Origin of the sequence: Alteromonas sp. M12 (assembly GCF_037478005.1) — a bacterium.
GTDB classification, from domain to species: domain Bacteria; phylum Pseudomonadota; class Gammaproteobacteria; order Enterobacterales; family Alteromonadaceae; genus Aliiglaciecola; species Aliiglaciecola lipolytica_A.
In genome coordinates this window covers 4,363,356-4,388,299 of the sequence record NZ_CP144164.1, presented here as the reverse complement: position 1 = coordinate 4,388,299, position 24,944 = coordinate 4,363,356, and the positions used below count along the sequence as shown (strand labels likewise).

General features: G+C 40.0%; 17 protein-coding genes. 8 read left to right on the top strand and 9 right to left on the bottom strand.

All coding sequences use genetic code 11. The features are described 5' to 3' along the window. Nucleotides 1-285 precede the first annotated feature (285 nt). Nucleotides 286-1,401, top strand: a complete 1,116-nt coding sequence (locus VUI23_RS18855) for a hypothetical protein (RefSeq protein ID WP_342805419.1) — start codon at nucleotides 286-288, stop codon at nucleotides 1,399-1,401. 77 nt (nucleotides 1,402-1,478) lie between these two features. Here VUI23_RS18855 and rpmE read toward each other — a convergent pair whose 3' ends face one another. Then, a complete protein-coding gene (rpmE, locus tag VUI23_RS18850) occupies nucleotides 1,479-1,691 on the bottom strand; it encodes a 50S ribosomal protein L31 (RefSeq protein WP_216049138.1) in 213 nt (70 codons plus the stop codon). A gap of 203 nt (nucleotides 1,692-1,894) precedes the next feature. Between rpmE and priA the strand changes: the two genes are divergently transcribed. Then, on the top strand, nucleotides 1,895-4,069 hold the full coding sequence (gene priA, locus VUI23_RS18845) for a primosomal protein N' (RefSeq protein ID WP_342805417.1): 2,175 nt from the start codon (nucleotides 1,895-1,897) through the stop codon (nucleotides 4,067-4,069). 162 nt (nucleotides 4,070-4,231) lie between these two features. Next, complete coding sequence (locus tag VUI23_RS18840) at nucleotides 4,232-4,807, top strand: SPOR domain-containing protein (protein ID WP_216049136.1); 576 nt, start codon at nucleotides 4,232-4,234, stop codon at nucleotides 4,805-4,807. Nucleotides 4,808-5,052: 245 nt separating this feature from the next. On the opposite strand, the gene VUI23_RS18835 is transcribed toward VUI23_RS18840, so the two are convergent. Beyond that, nucleotides 5,053-5,190 (bottom strand): hypothetical protein, encoded by a 138-nt coding sequence (locus tag VUI23_RS18835; protein WP_342805415.1) that lies wholly within the window; start codon nucleotides 5,188-5,190, stop codon nucleotides 5,053-5,055. A gap of 576 nt (nucleotides 5,191-5,766) precedes the next feature. On the opposite strand from VUI23_RS18835, the gene hslV reads away from it, so the two are divergent. Both hslV and hslU read left to right on the top strand, forming a co-directional pair. Continuing rightward, a complete protein-coding gene (gene hslV / locus VUI23_RS18830) occupies nucleotides 5,767-6,291 on the top strand; it encodes an ATP-dependent protease subunit HslV (protein WP_216049135.1) in 525 nt (174 codons plus the stop codon). Between the two features lie 52 nt (nucleotides 6,292-6,343). Next, a complete protein-coding gene (gene hslU, locus VUI23_RS18825; protein ID WP_342805413.1) occupies nucleotides 6,344-7,672 on the top strand; it encodes an HslU--HslV peptidase ATPase subunit in 1,329 nt (442 codons plus the stop codon). A gap of 80 nt (nucleotides 7,673-7,752) precedes the next feature. Here the strand turns inward: hslU and VUI23_RS18820 are convergent, their stop codons facing one another. The 6 genes from VUI23_RS18820 to VUI23_RS18795 form a co-directional block, all read right to left on the bottom strand. Then, nucleotides 7,753-9,288 carry a DUF3369 domain-containing protein gene (locus tag VUI23_RS18820; protein WP_342805411.1) on the bottom strand — a complete coding sequence of 512 codons (1,536 nt, stop codon included), beginning with the start codon at nucleotides 9,286-9,288 and terminating at the stop codon, nucleotides 7,753-7,755. 103 nt (nucleotides 9,289-9,391) lie between these two features. Next, a complete protein-coding gene (locus VUI23_RS18815) occupies nucleotides 9,392-12,682 on the bottom strand; it encodes a CHAT domain-containing protein (protein ID WP_342805409.1) in 3,291 nt (1,096 codons plus the stop codon). A gap of 86 nt (nucleotides 12,683-12,768) precedes the next feature. Then, nucleotides 12,769-13,248, bottom strand: a complete 480-nt coding sequence (locus tag VUI23_RS18810; protein ID WP_216049131.1) for a hypothetical protein — start codon at nucleotides 13,246-13,248, stop codon at nucleotides 12,769-12,771. Between the two features lie 9 nt (nucleotides 13,249-13,257). Next, nucleotides 13,258-14,523 carry a peroxidase family protein gene (locus VUI23_RS18805; RefSeq protein ID WP_216049130.1) on the bottom strand — a complete coding sequence of 422 codons (1,266 nt, stop codon included), beginning with the start codon at nucleotides 14,521-14,523 and terminating at the stop codon, nucleotides 13,258-13,260. Between the two features lie 2 nt (nucleotides 14,524-14,525). Further along, entirely contained in the window at nucleotides 14,526-15,173 is a 648-nt protein-coding gene (locus VUI23_RS18800; RefSeq protein ID WP_216049129.1) for a hypothetical protein, read from the bottom strand. A gap of 62 nt (nucleotides 15,174-15,235) precedes the next feature. After that, nucleotides 15,236-15,931 (bottom strand): sigma-70 family RNA polymerase sigma factor, encoded by a 696-nt coding sequence (locus VUI23_RS18795; protein ID WP_216049128.1) that lies wholly within the window; start codon nucleotides 15,929-15,931, stop codon nucleotides 15,236-15,238. A 745-nt stretch (nucleotides 15,932-16,676) separates the two neighbouring features. On the opposite strand from VUI23_RS18795, the gene VUI23_RS18790 reads away from it, so the two are divergent. Both VUI23_RS18790 and VUI23_RS18785 read left to right on the top strand, forming a co-directional pair. Beyond that, entirely contained in the window at nucleotides 16,677-17,600 is a 924-nt protein-coding gene (locus tag VUI23_RS18790) for a diguanylate cyclase (RefSeq protein ID WP_342805407.1), read from the top strand. Nucleotides 17,601-17,741: 141 nt separating this feature from the next. Then, the gene (locus VUI23_RS18785; protein ID WP_342805405.1) at nucleotides 17,742-21,239 is read left to right on the top strand and encodes an ATP-binding protein; all 3,498 of its coding nucleotides are present in this window, start codon (nucleotides 17,742-17,744) and stop codon (nucleotides 21,237-21,239) included. Nucleotides 21,240-21,339: 100 nt separating this feature from the next. Here the strand turns inward: VUI23_RS18785 and gorA are convergent, their stop codons facing one another. Next, nucleotides 21,340-22,686, bottom strand: coding sequence for a glutathione-disulfide reductase (gene gorA, locus VUI23_RS18780; protein ID WP_216049125.1), 1,347 nt, complete (start codon nucleotides 22,684-22,686; stop codon nucleotides 21,340-21,342). 187 nt (nucleotides 22,687-22,873) lie between these two features. On the opposite strand from gorA, the gene prlC reads away from it, so the two are divergent. After that, complete coding sequence (gene prlC, locus VUI23_RS18775) at nucleotides 22,874-24,928, top strand: oligopeptidase A (RefSeq protein ID WP_342805403.1); 2,055 nt, start codon at nucleotides 22,874-22,876, stop codon at nucleotides 24,926-24,928. Nucleotides 24,929-24,944: the final 16 nt, after the last annotated feature.

Genomic DNA, 24,944 nt, shown 5'->3' with positions numbered 1-24,944 from the left:
CTTCAGATGTATACAAAAGCGGCTGCTACCAATTGGTCGAATGTAACATAGCTTAAACAAAACCACATATCAGATGAGGCTATGAATACTATTCACGAATATGATATGAGTTAGCAATTAAGGATGTACGCCTTATTATTCTATCCTGTAAAGCCTTGAAAGTTTTCACTCTTTATATAACTTTTCATCTGAACTCATATAAAACTTTTCACTTGTGTTAGAACCAATATCATTTTATAACGGGGTATCTCCTTAATATAATGGTAATTCTCTTCTTCTTAGCTTATGACTGATAATCGACCGTTAATCAAGCACATAAAAAATCATGATGCATTGTTTTCTGATTTAGCCCTGATTCGAAACGCCCATGCGGCGCAACTTGGTTTTGTCCAATATGGTTATCATAAAACGCCAAAATTCATTAGCGCTGATGGGCAAAGGCATTGTATTGAACCTGAGCGTAGTGTTGTTTTGCCGAATCTTACTGCGCTCAAGGGCGTAAAAACGATTTTGAGTAAGGTGCTGCCGGGTCTTTCTTTAGTAACTAAAAGTGAGTTAGGTTTTCGCTATCCAACCGCGGCACTTGCAGGTCTAGATGCGCCCTTTATTAAGCGTTTTCGCTCGGAATACTTCCATCGAGTAGGGGAGGATCGCAATATATGTCGGCCAACGAATCTGTCCTATGGGATCAAAAGTCGTGGTAAAGGTGATAATCGACAGGAATATGAAATATGGGTTCCAGATGATCAACTGCAACAAGATCCTCTTCCCTTGTTTATTGATAAGTATGGTGAAGATTTACCTAACGATGTTCGCGATTTTGCAACTCAAACTCCTATAGTGCATGGTTGGATGGGGGTAAAAAGAGCTGCGTTTGAAGCACTGTTTCACGATCCTGAAATTACCGGAGACTTGGTGATTTGTTTAGGCTTCTCTGTTGATGTGTATAACATTGGTGCGCGACCCGATTTATCTTTTTCAGAAGAGTTAAAAAGTTCAGTAGCGGTAAGTAATGTCGAGTTGGAATGGGAGATTATGGGGTATTATGCACCGAATAACTACCAATTCGAACATGACATAGTATGGCAGGCCATTAACAATACATTGGCGGCAATTGGTGAGCCAATTAGCGATGTATATGGCAAGCAAATTATTCCAATTCAGGAAAGTAAGACTGAACGTATCTTATCTACAATTCAAGCGCAAGGTATTAGCTCTGAGCAGATTGCTAATATGGATTTAAAACCATGGGAGTTTTTACAGACAGCAAGTTCTCATCGACGAAAGCCAAAAGATCCCAGTCGTTCGATTAATTTACTTGGGCGATTAAACCGCCTATTTTATCAAGCTCAAAGAAAGCTGCCGTCACTTAAACATATTCATGATTTAATTGCCGAATAAAGTCGTCCATTACGCCCAAAAAAACAGGCACAAAAAAAGGCGCATTAAGCGCCTTTTTCAATTCGTAGCAGTTAGGCTTATTTTTTGCCCAATGCACCGAAACGTTTCTTGAACTTGTCAACACGACCACCAGTATCAACATTACGTTGCTTACCAGTGTAGAATGGGTGACATGCTGAACATACGTCAAGGTTCATGTCTCTACCAAGGGTTGAACGAACAACAATTTTGTTGCCACAAGAGCAAGTAGCTGTCATTTCAGTGTATTCTGGATGAATATCTTGTTTCATATGGATTACCTCATTTCTGGGCCGTATCGCTATACAACCCGAAGTTGCACACCATACGCAAATTAAATTAAATAGCGGCTTGCCGCAAAGAGGCGCGCATATTAATGTAAAGGACTGTATTGATCAAGTTGTTTTTCGACTGTTTGTTAACCAAATCGTGTCTTTAATAGCACCAAATCGTCTAGGATTATCGAATTTAGCCCATGCCCATTTATCAAATTGCACTGCCGTTACCCAAACGACAATTGTTCGATTATCTTCATGCAGATGGCGACCTGCTGCCTGGTTGTCGTGTTCGGGTGCCATTTGGGCCCAGAGAGCTTATAGGTATTGTGTTTTCAACCACCGAGGACTCTCCTTTTTTAAGTAAATTAAAACCGATCAATCAGGTTATCGACGAGCAGCCTGTAATCGATAAAACGCTACTGTCCCTGTGTAATTGGTTGGCGAGCTATTACCATCACCCAATTGGTGAAGTGATGCACACCGTATTGCCAGTGGCATTGCGTAAGGGTGAATCTGACAAGCCTAAACCAATTCAAATGCTGTGTTTAACGGATGCGAATCAAGACGAGATCCCTGAGCAACTCAATCGAGCTAAAAAGCAACGCGAACTTTATATCGAACTTTTGCAGCGACCGATATCACTGAGTACACTAAAACAGACCTATACCGACGGTGTTATCAAAGCTTTAGTGGAAAAAAAGATTGCTAAAGTGGAATCAGTTTTTGAACAAAACGAAAGGTCTCAATTTACTATTGACGGATCCATTGAAAAGCCCCAACCCAATGTTGAACAAGCCCTAGCAATAACTGCAATCAGTCAATCGTTAGCCCAATACACAAGCTTTTTATTGGAAGGGATTACCGGTAGTGGTAAAACCGAAGTGTATTTACAAAGCATTGAAGAGGTTCTAAAAAGCCACAAACAAGTATTAATCCTGGTACCAGAGATTGGTTTAACACCGCAAACTGTAAAACGCTTTGAAAAACGCTTTGGGATTGAAGTGGGGATTTTGCATTCTAATCTAACCGATAACGAGCGCTTGGCAGTGTGGCAAAAAAGTCGTTCCGGCAAGCTGGGGATCATTATTGGAACACGTTCGTCAATTTTCACCCCTATGGCGCGTCCTGGAATGATAATTGTTGATGAAGAGCATGATGCTTCGTATAAACAGCAAGATGGTCTTAAATACAGTGCCCGTGATTTAGCCGTAATACGTGCAAAAGAACATAAGATTCCACTTATATTGGGTTCAGCAACACCTAGTTTAGAGTCGCTGAACAACGCGTTATCTGGCCGCTATCGGCTATTGCAGCTTAATCAACGTGCGGGTAACGCCTTGCAGGCTAAACAAAGTGTTTTAGATATTACTAACCAGCCATTAACTGCTGGTTTAGCGAGCGGCATGCTTACCCGCATTGAACAGCACTTGAAAGCGGGTAATCAAGTGATGTTATTTGTTAATCGTCGAGGATATGCACCTGCTTTACTTTGCCACAGTTGTGGGCATGTGGAAGAGTGTAAACGTTGCAATAAACCGTACACAGTGCACAAGTCGTTACACAAAATGCAATGTCATCACTGTGGTGCGGCTAAGGCATTACCTAAACAATGTAAAGAATGTGGTCATCATGAGTTGCTCACTCAAGGAGTCGGTACTGAACAATTAACCATGTATTTGGAACAACAATTTCCTCAATACAGTGCGGTGAGAATCGACAGTGATAGTGTGCGAGGTAAAGCAAAGTTAGACAATTTATTAACAGAAATTAATGCTGGAGCCCATCAGATTTTAATTGGCACCCAAATTTTATCTAAAGGTCATCATTTTCCAAATGTCACTCTGGTGGTGATTTTAGATGCTGACGGTGCACTTTTCAGTGCAGACTTTAGAGCTTCAGAGCATCTCGCTCAACTAATCACTCAGCTTTCTGGCAGAGCGGGTAGAGCCCAAAAACCGGGCGAAATGTGGTTGCAAACCCATCAACCTGGACACCCATTGTTGCAAGACTTGATTCATAACGGCTATGGTCATTTTGCACGCTTTGCACTTTCGGAAAGAAAGTTAGCCAATTTACCGCCTTTTAGTTTTCACGCACTGTTTAGAACGGAATCATTGAAGGCTCAAGATGGCTTTGAGTTTTTGTCTCAGGTAGCGCAAATGACGCAACATCCGCAGATTCGTGTTGTTGGGCCTATTCCTGCCATTATGGAAAAACGGCAAGGGAAATATCGCATGCAACTGTTAATGCAAAGTCAAAGTCGCGCTTTGCTAAATCACGTTATTGGCCATTTCGCAACTGAAATTGAGGCATTACCCAGCGCAAGAAAAGTCCGATGGTCAATTGATATCGATCCGCAAGATTTCATCTAAATCTTGGTTTTATTGTTGGTTTTATGTGGCTGTTCACGATACTATTTGCCTTGAACTCAGGAATAAGATGCATCGTCTGAGTAATCACTAATCATATATTTCAAATGCATTGCCGTTAGTTCATTACCCTAGAAATCACTCTCACTTATTAAAATAATAAATATGGCACACAAAGATTTTGTAAAGCGCGGTCAGGCACCTAAAAAGAAACCAGTCAAAAAAGTGGAAAAGCCGAAGCGTCCTTGGTTTCCATTTCTTATTACCTTAATACTCGTCAGCGGTTTTGCTTATTTTTTATGGGCCATAAGCCACCCATCTAGTTCAGACGAGGTTCCACAAGAACAGCCGCAAGTGGAACCAAAACCACAAAAGCAAAAGGTACAAGGGAAGACCAATGATCAGGAATCATTACCTGAAATGCCAGAAGAAGAATATATTTATCCTGAAGAACTTGAACACGGTAGCGTAGAGATAGATCGTAAAGAACAAGAAAAGTCAGCACGACCTTATTTGATGCAATGTGGTTCATTTAGGCAAAAACAGCAAGCCGAAAAAATGCGCGCCCAATTGGCTCTGCAAGGATTAGAATCGTTAGTGAAGGCCAGTGAAGGTAAAAATGGTCTTTGGTATCGTGTCATTTTAGGTCCATACGATTATAAAAGAGATGCTGAGACAGACCGACATGTTATCCAGCGTATTGGTATTGGTTCCTGCCAAATTTGGTACTGGGACCTTTAAGCCTTGTAGCATGGCCTTTAGGCCATGGATTTAAAATCTCTCACGGGGCTAAAGCGCCCGCCTACAGATTGTTTTGCATTTGTAGCATGGCCTTTAGGCCATGGATTTAAAATCTCTCACGGGGCTAAAGCGCCCGCCTACAGATTGTTTTGCATTTGTAGCATGGCTTTCAGGCCATGGATTTAAAATCTCCCACGGGGCTAAAGCGCCCGCCTACAGATTGTTTTGCATTTGTAGCATGGCCTTTAGGCCATGGATTTAAAATCTCTCACGGGGCTAAAGCGCCCGCCTACAGATTGTTTTGCATTTGTAGCATGGCCTTCAGGCCATGGATTTAAAATCTCCCACGGGTCTAAAGCGCCCGCCTGCAGATTGTTTTGCATTTGTAGCATGGCCTTTAGGCCATGGATTTAAGGCCATGGATTTAAAATCTCCCATGGGTCTAAAGCGCCCGCCTATAGATTGTTTTGCATTTGTAGCATGGCCTTCAGACCATGGATTTAAAATCTCCCACGGGGCTAAAGCGCCCGCCTACAGGTTGTTTTGCATTTGTAGCATGGCCTTTAGGCCATGGATTTAAAATCTTCCACGGGGCTAAAGCGCCCGCCTACAGATTGTTTTGCATTTGTAGCATGGCCTTTAGGCCATGGATTTAAAATCTCTCACGGGGCTAAAGCGCCCGCCTTCAGGTTGTTTTGCATTTGTAGCATGGCCTTTAGGCCATGGATTTAAAATCTCCCACGGGGCTAAAGCGCCCGCCTACAGATTGTTTTGCATTTGTAGCATGGCCTTGAGCCCAAAACGTGAAATTTGGGGCTGATCCACCTATATCGTCTTCATTTTTTAAGATACTTAAACCTTAATGCTTGAAAATTCCTTCCCGCTCCCCACATATACTCCATGAATCGTGACTCGCATTTAACGTGGGTTGATAAAGTTGATCTAAACAAGGAGCAGACGTGACTACCATTGTATCCGTACGCCGCAATAATCAAGTCGTCATCGCAGGTGACGGGCAGGTTTCGTTAGGAAACACTGTTATGAAAGGCAATGCACGAAAAGTGCGTAGACTCTACAACGACAAAGTAATCGCCGGATTTGCTGGTGGCACTGCCGATGCTTTTACTCTTTTTGAGCGTTTCGAAAGTAAATTGGAAATGCATCAAGGGCATTTAACTAAAGCTGCAGTAGAACTGGCAAAGGATTGGCGAACCGATAGGATGTTACGTAAGTTAGAAGCGTTATTGGCCGTGGCTGATCATACCGCTTCTTTTATCATTACCGGTAATGGTGATGTGGTGCAGCCAGAGCAAGATCTCATCGCTATTGGTTCAGGTGGTCCCTATGCCCAAGCGGCAGCTACCGCGTTACTGGCAAATACAGAGTTGAGCGCACAAGAAATCGCAGAAAAGAGTCTGACGATTGCTGGTGACATATGTGTGTTTACCAACCACAGCCAAACAATAGAAACGTTGAATTACTAATTTTAATAGCACTGATTTAATCGCTCAGTGCGACACTATTTAAAGGTTTTTTATGTCTGAGATGACCCCAAGAGAAATTGTCCACGAGTTGGACAGGCACATTATTGGTCAGCAAGATGCAAAGCGAGCAGTGTCAATTGCACTTCGTAATCGCTGGCGTCGTATGCAATTAGAACCTGAATTACGTCAGGAAGTAACCCCAAAGAATATCTTGATGATTGGTCCTACTGGTGTTGGTAAAACCGAAATCGCCCGTCGCCTAGCTAAATTGGCCAATGCTCCTTTTATTAAAGTAGAAGCAACCAAGTTCACAGAAGTGGGCTATGTTGGTAAAGAAGTAGAAAGCATCATTCGAGATCTTGCAGACATCTCTATTAAGATGACCAAAGAGCAAGAAACTGAAAAAGTGAAGTATCGAGCTGAAGAAGCTGCTGAAGACCGTATTCTTGATACACTTTTACCACCACCAGAAAATGCGTGGGGTGAAAAAGAGAAAGTTGAAGATAAAGGTACTCGTCAAACTTTCCGTAAAAAATTAAGAGAAGGTCAATTAGACGATAAAGAAATTGAAATTGATGTTGCTTTGCCTCAAGTAGGGGTAGAGATCATGGCGCCTCCTGGAATGGAAGAAATGACCAATCAACTTCAGGGCATGTTTCAGAATTTATCTGGTTCTCAAAAGAAGAAAAAGAAACTAAAAATTAAAGAAGCATTTAAACTTTTAGTTGAAGAAGAAGCTGCGCGATTAGTTAATCAGGAAGAATTGAAAGATAAAGCACTGTTTAACGTTGAGCAAAACGGTATCGTTTTTATTGATGAAATCGATAAAATCTGTAAACGAGAAGGCACTGGCAGCGCCGATGTTTCTCGCGAAGGTGTGCAACGGGATCTATTGCCTTTAGTTGAAGGATCGACGGTATCGACTAAACATGGAATGGTTAAGACGGATCATATCTTGTTTGTCGCCTCAGGTGCTTTCCAGATGAGTAAACCCTCTGACTTAATACCTGAGTTGCAAGGACGTTTACCAATTCGAGTGGAACTTTCAGCGTTAAGTGTGGAAGACTTCGTTCGCATACTAACAGAGCCAAATGCTTCGCTCACTGAGCAGTACATTGCGCTTATGGGTACTGAAGGAGTTGGCGTTAGCTTCACTGAAGACGGTATAAGACGTATCGCTGAAGCCGCTTGGCAAGTGAATGAGCGGACTGAAAATATTGGTGCTCGACGTCTGCATACTGTGATGGAGCGGTTAATGGAAGATATTTCTTTTGATGCATCTGAAATGGAAAACGAATCCGTACTGGTAGACGCTAAATACGTCAATGAACATCTAGATAAGTTTGTTGATAATGAAGATTTGAGTCGCTTTATCTTGTAGCTTCATTTTAATAATCAAGAGCCATTAAACGCATTTTAAAATTGACTTTGAAATGCGTTTTTTTATGTGGGCAATTTGGCCTAAAATTTGTCGGGGTATTGCTCTCTAACTTGATTAAACTGACTAATATTGGTCAATAATAAATCGACTAGTTTAGGTTCAAATGCTTTACCTCTTTGCTCGTTTAGGAAATCGATAATTTCCTGATTAGCCCATGGTTTTTTATAACAACGCTTGCTTCCTAAAGCATCAAATACATCCATAAGTGCAGTTATGCGCCCAGCAATAGCAATCTCTTCACCTTGAAGACCTTGTGGGTAACCTGTGCCATCCCACTTTTCGTGATGCTGTCTTGCTATGGTGGCCCCTAATTGCAAAATCGGGTTATCAGTTCTAGCCAACATTTCAAACCCGATTTGAGCATGGGTTTGCATCACTTCCCATTCAAGGCTATCTAATTTGTCAGGCTTGTTTAACACATAATCAGGAATCCCTACTTTCCCCACATCATGAAGTGGGGAGGCAAGTTTAATCATCTCTGAGTCGAAATCATCTAGACCATATAGCTTTGCTAGCATGTAGCTGGTTTGCGCTACCCGTTTAACGTGACTACCGGTTTCTTTGCTGCGCATTTCAACCGCTTCGCCAATAATATAAGACAATTCTTTTTGAGAGTCCTTAATGACATCGCGTAGCTTCAGATTTTCATGAGCTACGGCAATATTGTGGGCGAAAAACTCCAATAAACGATGTTGCATGGGTTCTAATTGCTTATTTTGAGCTACGTAAAGTACATTTTCTGTGTTGCGCTTAGTGGTAAAGTAACCAATAAAATAATCTTCTTCGTAAATCGAATGTTTGAGTGCCAATGCCCGTTTGATTCGCGCATTAACCTCGCTACTCAATGACAGCGAGGTCTCCATCTCAACCGGTTGCGGTTGGTTCAACGCAAGTATATGAACATTACTCAAATTATTATTTGCGTCTTTGGCAACCGCGCAACAAATTACCGCCTCTTCCTCGATACCTAAGACTACTGCTACTTGCTTTAATATTGCCGAACCAAACTGAGGAAGTGTGTCACATTCAATAAACTCGGAAGAAGCAGCAATGATTTTTTCCAGACCGATTCGGTGTTTTTCTATGGTTAAGATATCTCTATAACCACGTAGTGCAGAATAAACAGAGGTTTTTAATCTCAACGCGGTTAATTCGGTCTTATTTTTGTAATCATTGATATCGTATTCCCGAATAACACTTTCTTCTGGGGCTTCACCAGGCTGTCCTGTACGCAGGAATAGCCGAATCTTATGGTTATTTAAATCTTCTCTAACCCATTTGACAAAGTCTAAACCGGCATGAACTGTTTCCATCACAACATCCACTATCGCTACGGCAAAGTCGTGTTGGCTATTTGAAATTATATTTTTAGCTTCGGTTGCAGTATAGGCGCTATGTAACGCTAGTCGTCCATCATCAAAGACTAGATCATTGAGTACGATTTTGGTTATGTTGTGAATTTCAGGTTCGTCATCAATAACTAAAACATTCCATTTATAATCAAAGGAATCCTCTTCTTCCGGCATATCATCAGCGAATAAAAATGTATCGTTCATACTTTTGCCCCTGCTGCCCCGTGTACTTTTCACGTTATGTTTGTGTATAGATTAGTCGCAACACGAAGATTTTGTGATTTTTAAGGGTATAATTTTACACGTTTTAGTGAGGAAATAAATTATTCGCTAATTCTGGCCCGAAAATCTGACTGTCGCCTTGATTTGAAGAGGTGAGTACAAATCCTGCCCAGTATTTTGGATGACGATATTTGCCCGAAGAGTGAAATCTAAATTGGGTTAACTGTAGCGCTTTGGGGGCGTCCCCTTCGGATTCCACTAAGTTTGCGTAAAACTGTTTCACGAATTCTGAAGTCGGTCGATCTTGAATAGCCCAAATAGTACCCACCACCGTCTTAGCACCTTGGGCTAAAAATCCTCGCGTAATACTACGCATCCCTGAGCCTTTATAATTTTTCCCAACCATAGTTTCGCAGCCGCTAATAAACACTAAATCAGCAGATACAGGTTTACTTAGCAATTGATTTAAGCTTAAAAATCCAGGGGTTAAATTACCTTTAATATTCTCTCCAGCGGTTAATACGCCAACAATATCCGGTAATTTTTTATCGAAATAGCCGTGTGTTCCAATATGCAGAATGTTTGAATTACGAACTTTTTTAGACATTAAAAATTGACTAGTCGCATTTTCGGCAAAGCCTTTATTTATTTGGTGACCAGCAAATAAATTAGCTACGTACTTTGCTTCTTTAAGCGTGCCTGGTAAAGCCGCTAATGTTAAACGTTCAGATATGGATCCAGGTGTAATGTCATTCACCTGTGCAGTGAAATCAGGGTTTGCAAAAATGGAAATTTCAAAGTTCTCAGCGTCAGTTGAAAATGTCTGCTCAAAATATGAAGTGGCAGATGTAATAAAAACCGATTGTGAGGTTTCAACTAATGGTTTGTAGCTTTCTGCTGTTGTGGCAGTATTCCACATAGAGAACGGCATCTTATGTAAACTTTCATCGGGAATAATCAAAATTTTAGTTATTTTTTGCTGTTCAATGACATCAACTGGCAGTAAAGAAATATCCCGAAACTGTGTGTTCAACCATGGTTTGCTAGAAGCATATGTGCCGTGAACGTAGTTTTTTACCATCTCCGCAATCTCTGCCACTTTTGCTATTTTTTGAACCGATATATCGTTGTGTGTGACGTTAAGTGAAAACATGGTGTGTCCATCAGAAAAATATCTAACCAACATTTGATCTGATGGCAACGATTGTTGAAATGCATCTAAGGATATATTAGCAATTTTCGAATCGTGATTTTGTTCGTTCAATACTCTAGCTAGATAATCATCTCTTGCTTCAACTAATCGGAGTTTTTCGCTTGATGAGTCGCTTAACAACATCTGTTTTTCTTCTGCTAACCAAATATTGTACAAAAGTTGAATTTGCGCCTCATTTTCACTCGCAACTTCATCGATAGAAAACAGGTTTCTCTCTTGTTTTGGGTCAACTGAATAGTACTTTTCCAAAACTTCGAAAAGTCTAGCGTAGTGATGACGAGGTTGATTTTTAATGCGCTCATTATCTAATAACGAGGTAATATAGGTATTAATAAAACTAAATCTAGCCGCATTCCAAGCTTGCGGATTGGCTACGGTTAATCGACTCTTTTCTATTAATGACATCGCCTTCTCAGCAAAAATATCAACCCACTTAAAAGATTTTTCTTGCTGACTTATTTGAACTAATAACGTAAATACTTCGATCTGTTTAATGGGGTAGGTTTTGTTTTCAATATCAATAATATCTTCGTTATAAAAACTGTCGTAATCTAATAGTGCTGCTAACTCTTGAAGCTCATCTTTATCAATCGGCTTAGCTAAATACACATTGTCTATTTTGAATTTCAGGATTTTTGCATCAATTTGAGTGGTGTGAAGTGTTCTTGGATCGTTAAATACATTGTTTAAGTGTGTTTGGGCTTTAGTGAATTCTTTTTGTTTAATTGCCGTTTTTGCGAGTTCGACTTGTAATACAATTTGATAATAATCCTGTTGGTTCTTCAATAAATGCTCGGCGCACTCTAACCATTGATTGGCCCCATCAAAATCACCTTCCTCTCGACTTGTCGCCCCTATCATAACGGCGGCTCTTGCAATCATTAAATCTTGCTGACCTAAATTCAAACAACGTGCAAGTTCCCATTGCTGATTGGGCAAGGTGTTTTGTACCTGATTTATGGTATTGGAAAAGTAACGTGAACCTGTGTCATATTCACCTGTTTGGAAAAGCAGAAAACCTTTACTAAATAACAAGGGGGCAATACCTGGGCTGTTAGAATCACTGATAATATTTAACCCTTTATTTAAATAATTATGAGCTTGAGCAAACGCGCCTTCTCGGTAGGAAGATAAAAAAGCATTACTATAGAGTTCGGCCATTAAAAATCGATATTCAGGGGCATTTTCTGCTTTAGAAATCGCATTTTTAACGGTTTCTAATGCCAAGTTATGTTTGTCTTCAAAATTGTAATAGAACCAAAGGTGATGAAGTATGTCTGCCGTCAGCCAATTAGGAGATTTAGATAGTGCTTCGAGTACTTGTTGATATAAATTTTTAGCGTATACATCCAGATCCAAACCTGCTTGTTGGGAATGGGCGATATCAGCAAACATGCTTCCACAATGTTGAATAAATTTTGATTGGTTTAGAAGCGCGGTTTGATCATTACTAAGTTGGCCATGATGTTTAGAATAAACATACAGAGTTGCAGCTAATTGTGCGGCAACTTGGGTTTTGACTGGGTCATCTATTTGGCTCTCAGGCTCAAAAGATGAAGTCCAAACTGCGCATTGAGCAATAATGTCTTGGGCGCTGAATTGATTTAAATTAAAGCTAGTAATAAAGCCAAGAGAGCCATTTTTAACTTGCTTTGCATTTTCCATTAGTCGGCGAAGCGTCCATCTGGAGAAGTCGCTATTTAGATCACTATTGGTTATTTGCGAAACAATTGAATAGGGCTGATTAGTTTGCGTTTGTGCAGGAGTAGCCAAAATATCGATAACGTTTTGGTACGCAGAATAATCTGTATTGTCTAATTCTATCAAACTGATTTTAGGAGAAATTTTAGTATAATTTACCAGCACCCTAATTTTATTGGTTTCAGTATCGGCTTGTGGGAACTGAATTAGGCTAAAATACTCGGTATCTTTGCTGTCTATATCTTTTTTTTCAATCAATTGATTATTAACGAAAATTTCAATTTCTAAAGGCTGGTCGGCATGACTCAACTTCAATAGTGCTGCATGGCCAACTTGATTGACTGTTAATGCGGTAGATTCCATTGCACTACAGGTAAAACTGGCACACAACAAGATAAGACTGTAGGACAAAAAACGGAACATATTTAGCAAAACACGTCTTTGGTTAACAATGGATGGCACATTGTAACCTATAAATTTTGTTTGGGATAAGAAACTTGGAGCTAGTGCCACCTTGAGGAAGTGGCACTTTTAGTCAGCGATGCGGGTTAATCGAGAAGGTAAACTATCCAACTGTGTTTTGATTTAGCTATGTTTCCGTATTTATCTTGCCAAATCACATGGGCAATAATATCGCTATCTGGATTGTCATCCGCCGGTAGAAAGTTGGTCCATTCTTTGATGTGCCACCCTTCTAAATCATCAAACATAATGGTTGAGATGCCATCGTTTATATTGACCAGTTGCGTTTTATCTTCATTTAATACAAATACGGTGTTGTCTGATGCTAATCTGAATAACTCAGGCCATTCGTTAGCACTTGAACCGTCTTGATTGACAGCCGTTTCTTGTACATATAGTAGATCAGCAATTTTTTTCTTACTGATCTCAATAAAGTACCTTCTTTGTGGAACAAAAAACCAAGGACTAATTTGTGAAACTATTTCTTCCTGCGTTTTAGTTCCGCCAGATTGTTCGACCGCTTCTATGCCTAAAGCTGTAATTTCTCTTATTATTTGGTCGGGCATACAGTTTCCTTAGTTCACATTGAAAAGTTTATGCAAGTCTACATTGTTGTTCTCGTCGAGTAACTTATCTTTCACTTCGTCTAATACCATCAATGCATGACGTTTATCATAAGTACCGTTTTTGAAAATTGATAGGGCTTTAGTATTGATAGCGTCATGTAATACATCTGCAATTAGAATACTCCCTAGTTTACCAAGCCTTTCTCCGTTTTGAGTGGTAGCGGCTTCTTGCAGGATATATGTCCAAAGTGGCAAGTTCTGGATATTGAGCTTTTCAATGCCATCAAATTGCGGTGACAATTTTTCCAGAGGAGTCATTTGAAAAATGTCGTTTAGCTCGGCTTGAGCATTGATTTTTTTAACAATGTTGTATCCAGATGGAATTTGTTTGTTTAGCCCAGCCAATATATTTTTAAAGATAATACGGATCATTTCTGAATTGTCAGAAGGAAAACGTATTTTTGACATGGCATCTGATAAAGACAGATCAATTTTATTGGCTTTTTGATTGTCTCCAAAAAAACGACGCCATTGAATTACGTGTTTATCTTGTACTTTTTGTGAAGATGCAAACAACGAGGTCAACGGTACTTCAGGTTGAAAGCGCCTAAGTGCGTAACTATTTCTCACCATACTGTGACCAAAACGAAATGCACTATTGTGAAAATAATCTAAGCGCTGCTCGGTTTTGAAGGGTAATTCAGGCTTTGCCTGTTGATTAAAATACACCTCAAAAATATGCGGATCTAAAAGATTTTTTAGATAATATTCAATGGTCACAAACTGAAAGGTTAGTATGGTGTGGCATTTAGCATTTTCAAAATCGAAATGATATGGAGCTTCTATTAATTGGTTGTGAAAATTCTGCCAGAATGCATGTAGCTGACAAATAATATCGTTGATGTCATTGCGGTGTTCGGGAATTCGCGCTTTACCATTGTCGTCTCTTGCAACGTCGAAACCTTTTACCCCTTGCCATTGTATTGGGCGCAACTCAAATCTGTCATTCACAATACTATTGTTTTGACCATATAGACTTTCCAGTAACAATTCATTGCTTACCGTTCTGACTGGGTGATCTGGTGGGGTGGTATGTGGTGCAATATCGTGAGCAATCATTTGCCCAAAATAAGTCATTCCCGCATCAAGATTACTTGATGGTACTGTATTGTTATTTTCCAATAATTTTTCTGCAATTTGCAGTAATACAGGATCACTCAAATAATCGGGATTCCACATCTTTTTAAGTTTGTGGGTGAAACTAAAATCCAACATAACTAATCTCTTACTGCTACTACCAACGATTTCTTATTTCTATTGTTTGATTCATCAAGGGAATATTGAATTTCTATCAAACCAACTTGCAACATCTCTTTATCTACCGATATGACTACTTCCCCTTCGGTGTTAGGGGTGTAGGACGCGGTATAGATTGGACTCGATGAGGAGTTAATAAACATGTTGATTTGATATGTTTTAGTAACATCAAACTCGTCTTGAAGGACTAGAGAAACAGATGATGAGACATCATTAAGAGAAAATGTCTGATCAACATTGGAGGTGTTGCCTCTTGCTGAAGACACGTAAACCATGGAAGGCGAAGAGAACGTACTATTCGACGTGACCAAATGTTCAAAATTGACAACTAACGAAAACAGCAGAGCACCGGCACAAAGAGTACCTATGCTAGCGCGCGCAGGTGTCGCAAACAACAATTGCCAAAACGTTGGTTTTTGTTTCGGGCTTTGAGCTAAAAACGGTAACGCTTTAATAAACATCGAGTCGAGCTGCAATTGGTCTACAACGTCAGGATTTTCCATTAGGTAAATTTCAAATTCTTCACATTCTTCTGCACAGAGCTTGCCTTGCATATAGCGATTGGCGATATCACGTCTTTCGATATATGCTTGATCCATTGGTGTCATTAGAACCTCTTATTTTCTCCAGCCAACAAACCATAATTATATAGTTTTCCCAAATGGCCGTTCTATTCTTCCGTGTCGGTGTTAATAACCAAGTGTTGCGGGATTTGGATTTCTCTCACCTGATTGTGAAAAAAATTATCAATTGAAGAAGACTGGGCAGAAACTGAAACTTGACAGGCTAAGGCAAGGCTCAATAGTGATGTTAATGTTGTTTTATTTAGATCAATACCTAATTTAAGTTGAATGACATCTTTAAGTCTTTCGCGCGCTCTGTATAACACTCTGTCAAAGTGCGCTGGGCTCAATTCAAACTCGTCGCAAATTAGTTGTTTGGATTGGCCATAGACAAAATAACGATACAATAAATCTCGATCTCGTTGGGCAGGTAATTCATCAATAACCTGTTGTACAATTTGTACTAATTTTTCAGAATTGAGTGAATTAAAAATGGATTTCGACGTGTCTGGGTATTCCAAGTCGATTGAATCTGAATATTCGGTTTTACGCCGCGACTCCTTGCGGAAATGGGCTATCAACAAATTAAGCCCGGTCCGACGAATATAGGCGCCGACTGCTGAGCTATTTTCAATTTTACCATTGCGAATGTTGTCGATAACTATGAGGAAAGTATCTTGGGCTATGTCATTGGCTAATTCGTCATCGTCAGCCTGTTTTTTCAAAATAAAAAATAGACTTTTCCAATATTTATTAACCAATTGTTGCTCAGCTTGAGTCTCGCCAGAGGCAATTCTGTCCACCAGATACTCCGACGTAATCATCTCCAACGTTCACTCCTACTGCATAAAGAACAATCGAATTATTGATCTACTATCGATTGATTCACTGAGCAGACCTGAATGCTAAAACTTAGTGGAATTTTAAACATGATGCAACCGCTAGAGGACTGATATTTCAATTTATTCGGCTGTATTCAAAAGGTTTAATGAGTTTTGATTAATTAATAGGCGTCTATATTGTGGGTAATTCATTTTCCCTTTGATTTAAGCCAAGTCGCTTTTTAGAAATCAAAAACAAGCACCTAGTTGTTATATCAGCACGACGCATTGCTTTATTACTTCTTTCTTATTCATTTTTAACAATTGTCAGAAGCATTCACCTTGGTCCGATGTATTGTGAGTAAAATCTGCTCTATCGTTTATTTGTCTTGGTGATGAGGGGGTTAGGTTATTGAAATTGTTAATTATTTATCAGACATTAGTTTGTTCTTTCGGCTATTTATCAGCTCCTTATTGAGGACGATTAAAGACATTTCAAAATGGAGAAAAATCAAAGGAATTTAATCTATTTTTTGATATCATCAGAAAGTCGAAATTTTTGTTGTAACTCCGTCCTTTCATGACTCTGATGGCTAGCTGAACAATCGTCTACCGATTGATTGGTGGAAAAGTAATTTTTACTTTTTTTATGCCATTAAATGAGTCCGAAAGAAGACGTCAAAAAGTAAAAAATAAACCTTCTAAATAACTAAAAAGGTCAAAGTAGTTGATTGGGAAACATTATGTACAGCAAGGTACCTTGCAAGAGGCACTTGTTTTAATTGTCGATGATGAACCCATCAATGCTATGGTTATCGCTGACTTATTGGCGAACTTGTATAATACCAAAATTGTCCATTCTGGCGAAGAGGCGTTAGAGTTTTGCCAGCACCAGACACCGGATTTGATTCTATTGGATGTGGTGATGCCTGGGATTTCGGGGTTAGAAACATGTCGGACAATTAAGAATAATCAAAATCTACAACACATCCCAGTTATTTTTATCACCTCGGTTAAAAGTCAAAACGATGAAAATAAATGTTGGGAGGCTGGAGGAGTCGATTTTGTTTCCAAGCCGGTTAATGGTATTACACTGTTAAACCGCGTGAAAGCTCACCTTACTTTAAAAGCACAATCTGACTTTCTGCGAAAAATGTCATTTACCGACGGTTTAACCGGGCTATACAACCGACATTTACTCGAAGATGTATTGAATAAGTATATGCTTCAGTCTAGTCGCACCGAGTCTCCATTATCACTCCTTATGCTGGATATCGACTGGTTTAAACGCTTTAACGACAGTTATGGGCATATTAGTGGAGACAAATGCCTAATTTCGGTCAGTAATGTTTTAAAAGACGTTTTACATCGTCCAAATGACATGTCATTTCGCTATGGCGGAGAAGAGTTTCTATGCCTTTTGCCCGATACCGATAGGGCTGGAGCTGAGCATATCGCGAAAACTATTTTACAAAAAATAGCGGATTTAAAGGTGCCTCACGAAGCGTCACCATTTGGAATCGTTACCGCAAGTATTGGTTTGTATAGCACAAGCAATAATGAATCTTACAAAGTCAATGAAATTATCCGAAATGCCGATAAAGCACTTTATTTAGCAAAACAAAAAGGTCGGAATCAATTCACCGGTTAACTTGCGTTGTTTTTAGCGAACTACTAAAGTTTAAAGTCATTTACGCATAATCTTTTATATCATTAGTTACTATCTGGTTAACTTTCAATTTATTGAAAAGCACAGAGGGTTTTGGGTGCAGTTTTTTCTACGGAGTATTTAATGTCAATAAAGCCACGTTTGCCCAAGATAAAATCTTGGTATGGCGGGAAAAACTTATTTATACCTACCTTTTTTCTATTTGTATCAATAATTTCTATCGCTATTATCATTTTCGAAACTCAACTTAATACTACTATTATGGCTTTAGTTGAAGAGAATCAGCGGGTAACAAATAGTCGAATTGACACTCAGGTACAACAATCCCTTTCCAAATATCGAAATGACTTACGCTTTTTGTTTGGTACACCTCCTATTGAAGGTTTTGCCAATACTATGGTGCAAGATTCTGAAGTAGATGGTTCTACTCATGAACAATGGAAACAAAGGTTAGAAACTATCTTTGTAGCTTTTGTTGAAAATAATTCAGAGTACGAACAAATGCGCTTTATCGGCATTGGCAATGAAGGCAAAGAGTTAGTGCGCGTTGAACGAAGTGGCGGTGGCATAAAAGTGGTAGGCGATGCTCACTTGCAAAACAAGAGCGATAGAGACTACTACCAGCAAAGTGTAAAACTGTCTGCGGGACAAATTTATCTGTCCGAAATTTCACTAAATCGTGAGTTTGGCGAAATAGAATTTCCTTATCGTCCTATGCTCAGATTATCTATACCGGTATTCAATAATCAAATCGAACGTTTAGGTTTCTTAATCCTAAATATCAATGCCAGTGAACTGCTGAATTCGATTCAAGACCTTGTTGATAAACCGAACCAACTAATCTTAACCGATAGTAACGGCTTTTTTCTGGTGCATCCTAATCCAGAACTAATGTACAGCAAGGATCTAAACCCAGAAGCAAGTTGGGACAGTTATTACAATCAGAAACTAGACTTGGGCAGTCAAATCGATATTACTAGAGTGAAACACTACCCAACAGGAGAGTTCTATTCTTCTGCTAAAAAATTAATTATCAGTGGTGATTTTAATGATGGCTTTCTGCTCTCTCATATTCTAACCCCAGAGGCAGTAATAAGTGATTTAGCGATGCAAAGACGAACCAATGTCTATGCCATTTTATTTGTTGTATTTATTGTAATAGTAATCGTTTTGGCGGTTTTTCAGAGAGGGTTGCGTAGAAGTCAGGAATTAGCTGAAGCAAGGGCGGAATCCGAGGCTATTGTTAATGGCTCGCAAGATGCTATTTTCGGGTTAACAACCGATGGGCGAATATCAAGCTGGAATCGCGCCGCAAAGGCGTTATTTGGTTTAGATTTCGAGCAAGTAGAAGGTCGGCGTGTTGTGGAGCTATCGTTATTTCCTGAGGTCAATTTTGATGAACTTATTCATAAATTGGCAAGTGGCGTGAGTCAGCAGTCTTTAGAAACCTGTTTACAGCAGGATCAAAACATTAAGCTGTTGGTTTCACTGTCTGCAATTCTTCAAGATGGCGTTACTTTCAGTGGAGTTGCGGTGATTACACGGGATATTACTAGCTTAAAAAAGGCCGATGAAAAAATCCGTAAAGTAAACGCTGAATTAGAGGTGAAAGTCGCTCGACGTACCGCCCAATTGGAAAAAGCGAGCGATGTTAAAAGCGCGTTTATTTCTAACATTAGCCATGAAATGCGCACCCCACTTAACGGTATAATTGGCACTTTAAATCTCATTAAAAAAGAACCACTTAGTGAACAACAGTTACAGTACCTTGATATGACGGAAGTGAGTGTTAACTCGCTCTCGGTGTTGATTAACGACATTTTAGATTTATCAAAAATAGAAGCGGGTAAATTAGACCTGGATTACAAAGCATTTAAACCTGGTAAATTAATTGAAAGCTTGTGCGGAAGTATGGCAGTCAAAGCGCAAGAGAAAGGCCTAGAATTTATACTTGATAGCATTGATATAAAGTGTGAATCAATCATCAGTGATCCGCATCGCTATTCACAGATTCTTACTAACATTTTAAATAATGCAATTAAATTTACCAATCAGGGACATATTTTAGTCAACGCCTATTCAGAACAACTCGATGATAATCATTGCAGTCTGCATTTCGCGGTGACAGACACTGGAATAGGCATCGCAGAAGAAAATCAGAAACGATTATTCAGTGCATTTTCCCAAGAAGACAGTGCTATCGCTTCTAAGTACGGTGGAACAGGCCTTGGACTATCGATATGCAAACAATTGAGTAAATTACTCAATGGCCAAGTGACCTTCAAATCAGAAAAAGGCAAAGGCAGTACGTTTCATTTCCAAGTACATATCCCCAATGTTAACGTGACGTTCAAACGTCCAGAGAAACATCTCAGTGGCAAACTCGTTTCCATCTTAGTCGCGAATCAACAACTCCATCAAAGTCTATGTAATATGGTCGTCAAACTCGGCGCTAAGGTTATGCCTGATAATGAGATTACCGGCTACTTAGAATCGAATACTGAACTGCCGGCAAAATTGCCTGACATTTTTATTGTTGATCAACTTGATCCTCGGGCACAGTTACTTGAACATTGCTGGGACGCTATAGAATATGCCAACAACAGCTCTGCTAAAGTGGCCATGTTGTATAATACTCGTGATGCCAAAACCATGTTTAAACGTCTTAAGCCTATCTATATTTCCAAACCCGTGTCTATTTCAGAGTTTTTATTGAAATATACCGACAAAAAGCAAACGTTAGCCGACGCCAATTCAGAGCAGAAAAAGCCTAAAATAGCTGAAGTGGATCTTCCCGTAGACAGTAAATTAACCGGTGCTAGAGTATTGGTTGTGGATGACAATGATATAAATGTCGAGGTGGCAATAGGCATTTTAAAACCTACTTCAGTAGAAACAGTGAGAGCTGCCAACGGACAACAAGCAATCGATAAATTGCTCGCATCTGCTGCCAGTGGGGAAATTATTCACTGTGTACTAATGGATTGCCAAATGCCAATTTTGAATGGTTATGAAGCAACTGCGCAAATACGTAACGGTGAAGCTGGTCAGTTATATATTGATGTTCCAATCATAGCTATGACCGCAAATGCTATGCTGGGAGAAAGGCAAAAATGCTTAGAGGCTGGCATGAATGATTATGTCACTAAGCCAATTTCTGCTGAAAAATTGATAACTAAACTGACTAAGTGGGTGTTATCTGTGTTTAAACCCAAGGTTAAAATTATTAATGACAGTGAAGATACGGAACAATCTATTGCCCAAGCTATTACCTCTTGCGTGGTTTGGGATAAACAGGGAGCACTTACTCGGTTGATGAATAATCAAAACCTGTTGAACAAAATATGTAATATATTTTTGCAAAGCACTGGAGAAAAAATTGCAAAGTTGCGAGGCAGCGTCCAGAGTCAATCTTTAGAAGAAATTTGCCAATTGAGTCATTCACTTAAAGGTGTTTGTGGAGATATTGGTGCAATGCAGCTACATGAAACCTTTGGTAATATAGAGATTGAAGCTCATAAACCGAATATTGCCGCGATTGAAAGTTTGCTTGTGACCATGGAACAGCAATATGACACTCTAGTTAACCTGCTTGAAAAACATATCGAAGCTGCAGATTAGATTATTAGCCCAAGGTATTGGCTTAGTAAACCCCGCTAGTTTCGACTGTATTGACAGCCAAAACTAGGGAGAAACGGTTCGCTTTGTTAGTCGGCTAGGGTCACATAGTGACGTATTCTTCTCCAGAAGTAGGATGAATGGCTACGCAAGCATCAAAATCAGCTTTAGTGGCGCCCATCTTCATAGCCACGCCAAATCCTTGCAGAATCTCGTCCATACCGGCACCTATGCCATGTAAGCCGACGACTTTTTCTTCCTCACCTGCACAAACTAGTTTCATTCGAGTCATTTGACGATGTTTCGTCACTGCTGTGTACATAGCCGCGAAGCTAGAGCTATATACTTTAACGTTGTCAGCACCGTATTCTTTGATCGCCTCATCTTCACTTAAACCTATAGTGCCGATTGGAGGATGACTAAATACCACTGTTGGGATAAGAGAATAATCCATGTGTGCATTAGTCTGACCGTTAAACAAACGCTCAGACAATAAACGTCCTGATTTAACCGCAACAGGTGTCAGTTCAACATAACCAATGTTATCGCCTACCGCATAGATCCCATCTACGTTGGTATTTTGGAATTTGTCGACTTTGATGTATCCACGTTCATTGAGTTCAACGCCAGTATTTTCGATGCCAATTTTATCATTAGCAGGTTCACGTCCAATGGCCCAAACAACACAGTCTGTTTCAATACTGGTACCGTTTTCAAATTCAATGGTTAACGAACCATCTGTATTTTTAATTACCTGTGTGGGAGTAGCATGGGTGTGCAGAGTAGGACCATCTTGAGCCATAAGCTCTACTAAGGTTTCGGATAACATAGTATCAAAACTTCTTAATGGCGCGTGTTTACGCACGACTAAATCGGTTTTTGTACCTAAAGCGTGCATTACACCTGCTAGCTCTACCGCGATATATCCGGCACCAACCACAACCGCACGTTTAGGTTGTTGGTTTAATTCAAAAAAGCCGTTAGAGTCGATTCCCAATTCTGCACCTGGGATCTTTGGTATGGTAGGGCGACCGCCAGTAGCAATAAGAATGTGCTCTGCGGTATATTGTTTGCCATTTACTTCAACGGTATTTTTGTCTACAAAAGTAGCAAAACCTGAAATTAAAGTAACGCCATTTTTCTCAAAGCCGCTGCTGTAGCTACCATGAATGCGCTTGATATAGGCTTCTCTGCTTGCAACCAAGGTTTTCCAATCGAATTTATTGATTGTGACATCGAACCCGTAGTCTGGTGCGTATAGGTTTATGGCTTCAGCGACATGGGCGCCGAACCACATCACTTTTTTAGGTACACAGCCCACATTTACACAAGTGCCGCCAACCGCTGTTGCCTCAATTATTGCCACCTTTTTGCCATACTTTGCTGCGCGGTTTGCTGAAGCAATTCCACCACTGCCCCCGCCGATACATATGTAATCAAAATCTGCCATGTTTTATCCTGAAGTTAGTTGTATTAATTAGGTTATTGTAGATGAATAAGAAGCACAAATCCTGTGGATTCAATTTTCAGACAAAAAGTTCATGAAGGTAATAAATATATTTGCCTATCTCTTGTAATTGCCTTTATAAGGCCTCACGTACAAAGTTCCAACCCTTAAAATATTAATGGATACATTTATGAATCAAGTCGCCACTCATCATTCTCAATCAGATATCAAGTCTTTGCCTCAGTTTACGCAAATCAAAATTAGCGAGATAAAAGACTCAATAAAAGAGGCGATTTCGAACTGTAAAAACACTATTAATAGGGTATTAGAGCAAGAGACCGTGAATTGGGACACTATCATTCAACCAATTGACGAAATAGATGATATTTTGGGTAAGCTGTGGTCACCAGTATCGCATATGAACTCTGTTGTGAGTAATGACGAGTTACGTGAAGCCCACGATGCATGTCTACCACTATTATCTTCCTATGGCACTTGGGTTGGGCAGCACAAAGGTCTTTATGATGCTTATACTCAGATTAAGCACTCTGAAGAATTTTCCACACTCTCGGTTGCGCAGCAGAAAGTTATTGATAATGGTATCCGCGACTTTACCTTGTCTGGGGTTGCGTTGGAAGATAGTAAAAAGCAACGTTATGGTGAGATTAAAAGTCGGCTGTCAGATTTATCCTCTACATTTAGCAATAATGTGATGGATGCGACATTGGCTTGGCAAAAACATATTACTGACAAATCTGAATTGGCCGGGTTACCAGATTCTGCCTTAGAAGCAGCTAAGCAATTGGCTGAAAGCAAAGATCTAGAGGGCTGGTTGTTCACCTTAGATATTCCAAGTTATTTGCCCGTTATGACCTATGCCGACAACCGTTCGTTGCGAGAAGAAATGTATCGCGCTTACACCACCCGTGCTTCAGAGCTAGGTCCTAATGCAGGCGAGTTCGACAATACCCAGATTATTGAAGAAACCTTAGCTTTGCGTCATGAGTTAGCCAATCTTATGGGGTTTGCAAGTTACGCTGAACGCTCGCTAGCAACTAAGATGGCCGAGTCTACTGAGCAGGTTACTGGATTCCTAGAAGACTTAGCAAAACGCTCAAAACCGCAAGCTTTAAAAGATCTTCAAGAAGTTACCCAATTTGCCAAGGCTGAACATCAGGTAACTGAATTACAAGCATGGGATTTAGCCTACTACAGTGAAAAACTAAAACAGCAACAATATTCCATTTCAGACGAACAATTGCGCCCCTATTTCCCAGAAAAGCAGGTAGTCTCTGGTTTATTTGAAGTGGTTAAACGTTTATACAAAGTTAATATTGTGCAGCGTCAAAACGTTGATGTGTGGCATAAAGATGTTGAGTTTTACGATATTGTCGACAGTGACGGTGAATTGCGTGGTAGTTTCTATTTAGATTTGTATGCGCGGCCTCGCAAGCGCGGTGGAGCGTGGATGGACGAATGTCAGGTTCGTAGAACGCGAATCGACGGGCAATTACAATATCCTGTGGCTTACTTAACATGCAACTTTAATGGACCCGTGGGTGACAAACCTGCGCTGTTTACCCATGACGAAGTCATTACTTTGTTCCATGAGTTTGGTCACGGTATTCATCATATGCTAACTAAGGTAGATGTGGCCGGCGTTTCAGGAATCAATGGTGTGCCATGGGATGCAGTGGAGTTACCTAGTCAGTTTTTAGAAAATTGGTGTTGGCAACCCGAAGCGCTAGCATTCATATCGGGGCACTATGAAACAGGCGAAGCCTTGCCCAAAGACCTGTTAGACAAGATGTTAGCAGCGCGTAATTTCCAATCGGCGATGCAAATGATGCGACAATTAGAATTCAGTTTGTTCGACTTCACCTTACATGAACAATACCAGCAAGAAAATCCGGTTAATGTGCAAGAATTTATTCAAAAAGTGCGTGAAAAAGTGTCGGTACTTAAAGCTCCAGAATTTAATCGTTTTCAAAATAGCTTTGGGCATATTTTCGCCGGCGGTTACGCGGCTGGTTATTACAGCTATAAATGGGCAGAAGTATTAAGTTCTGACGCCTTTAGTCGGTTTGAAGAAGAAGGGATTTTCAATCCGCAAGTGGGTTCAGACTTTTTACACAATGTTCTGGAAATGGGCGGCAGTAAAGAGCCGATGACGTTATTTGTGGCATTCCGCGGAAGAGAGCCCAGCGTTGATGCATTATTACGCCATTCGGGTATTGCCGCTTAATCAAATTAAAAAAGGA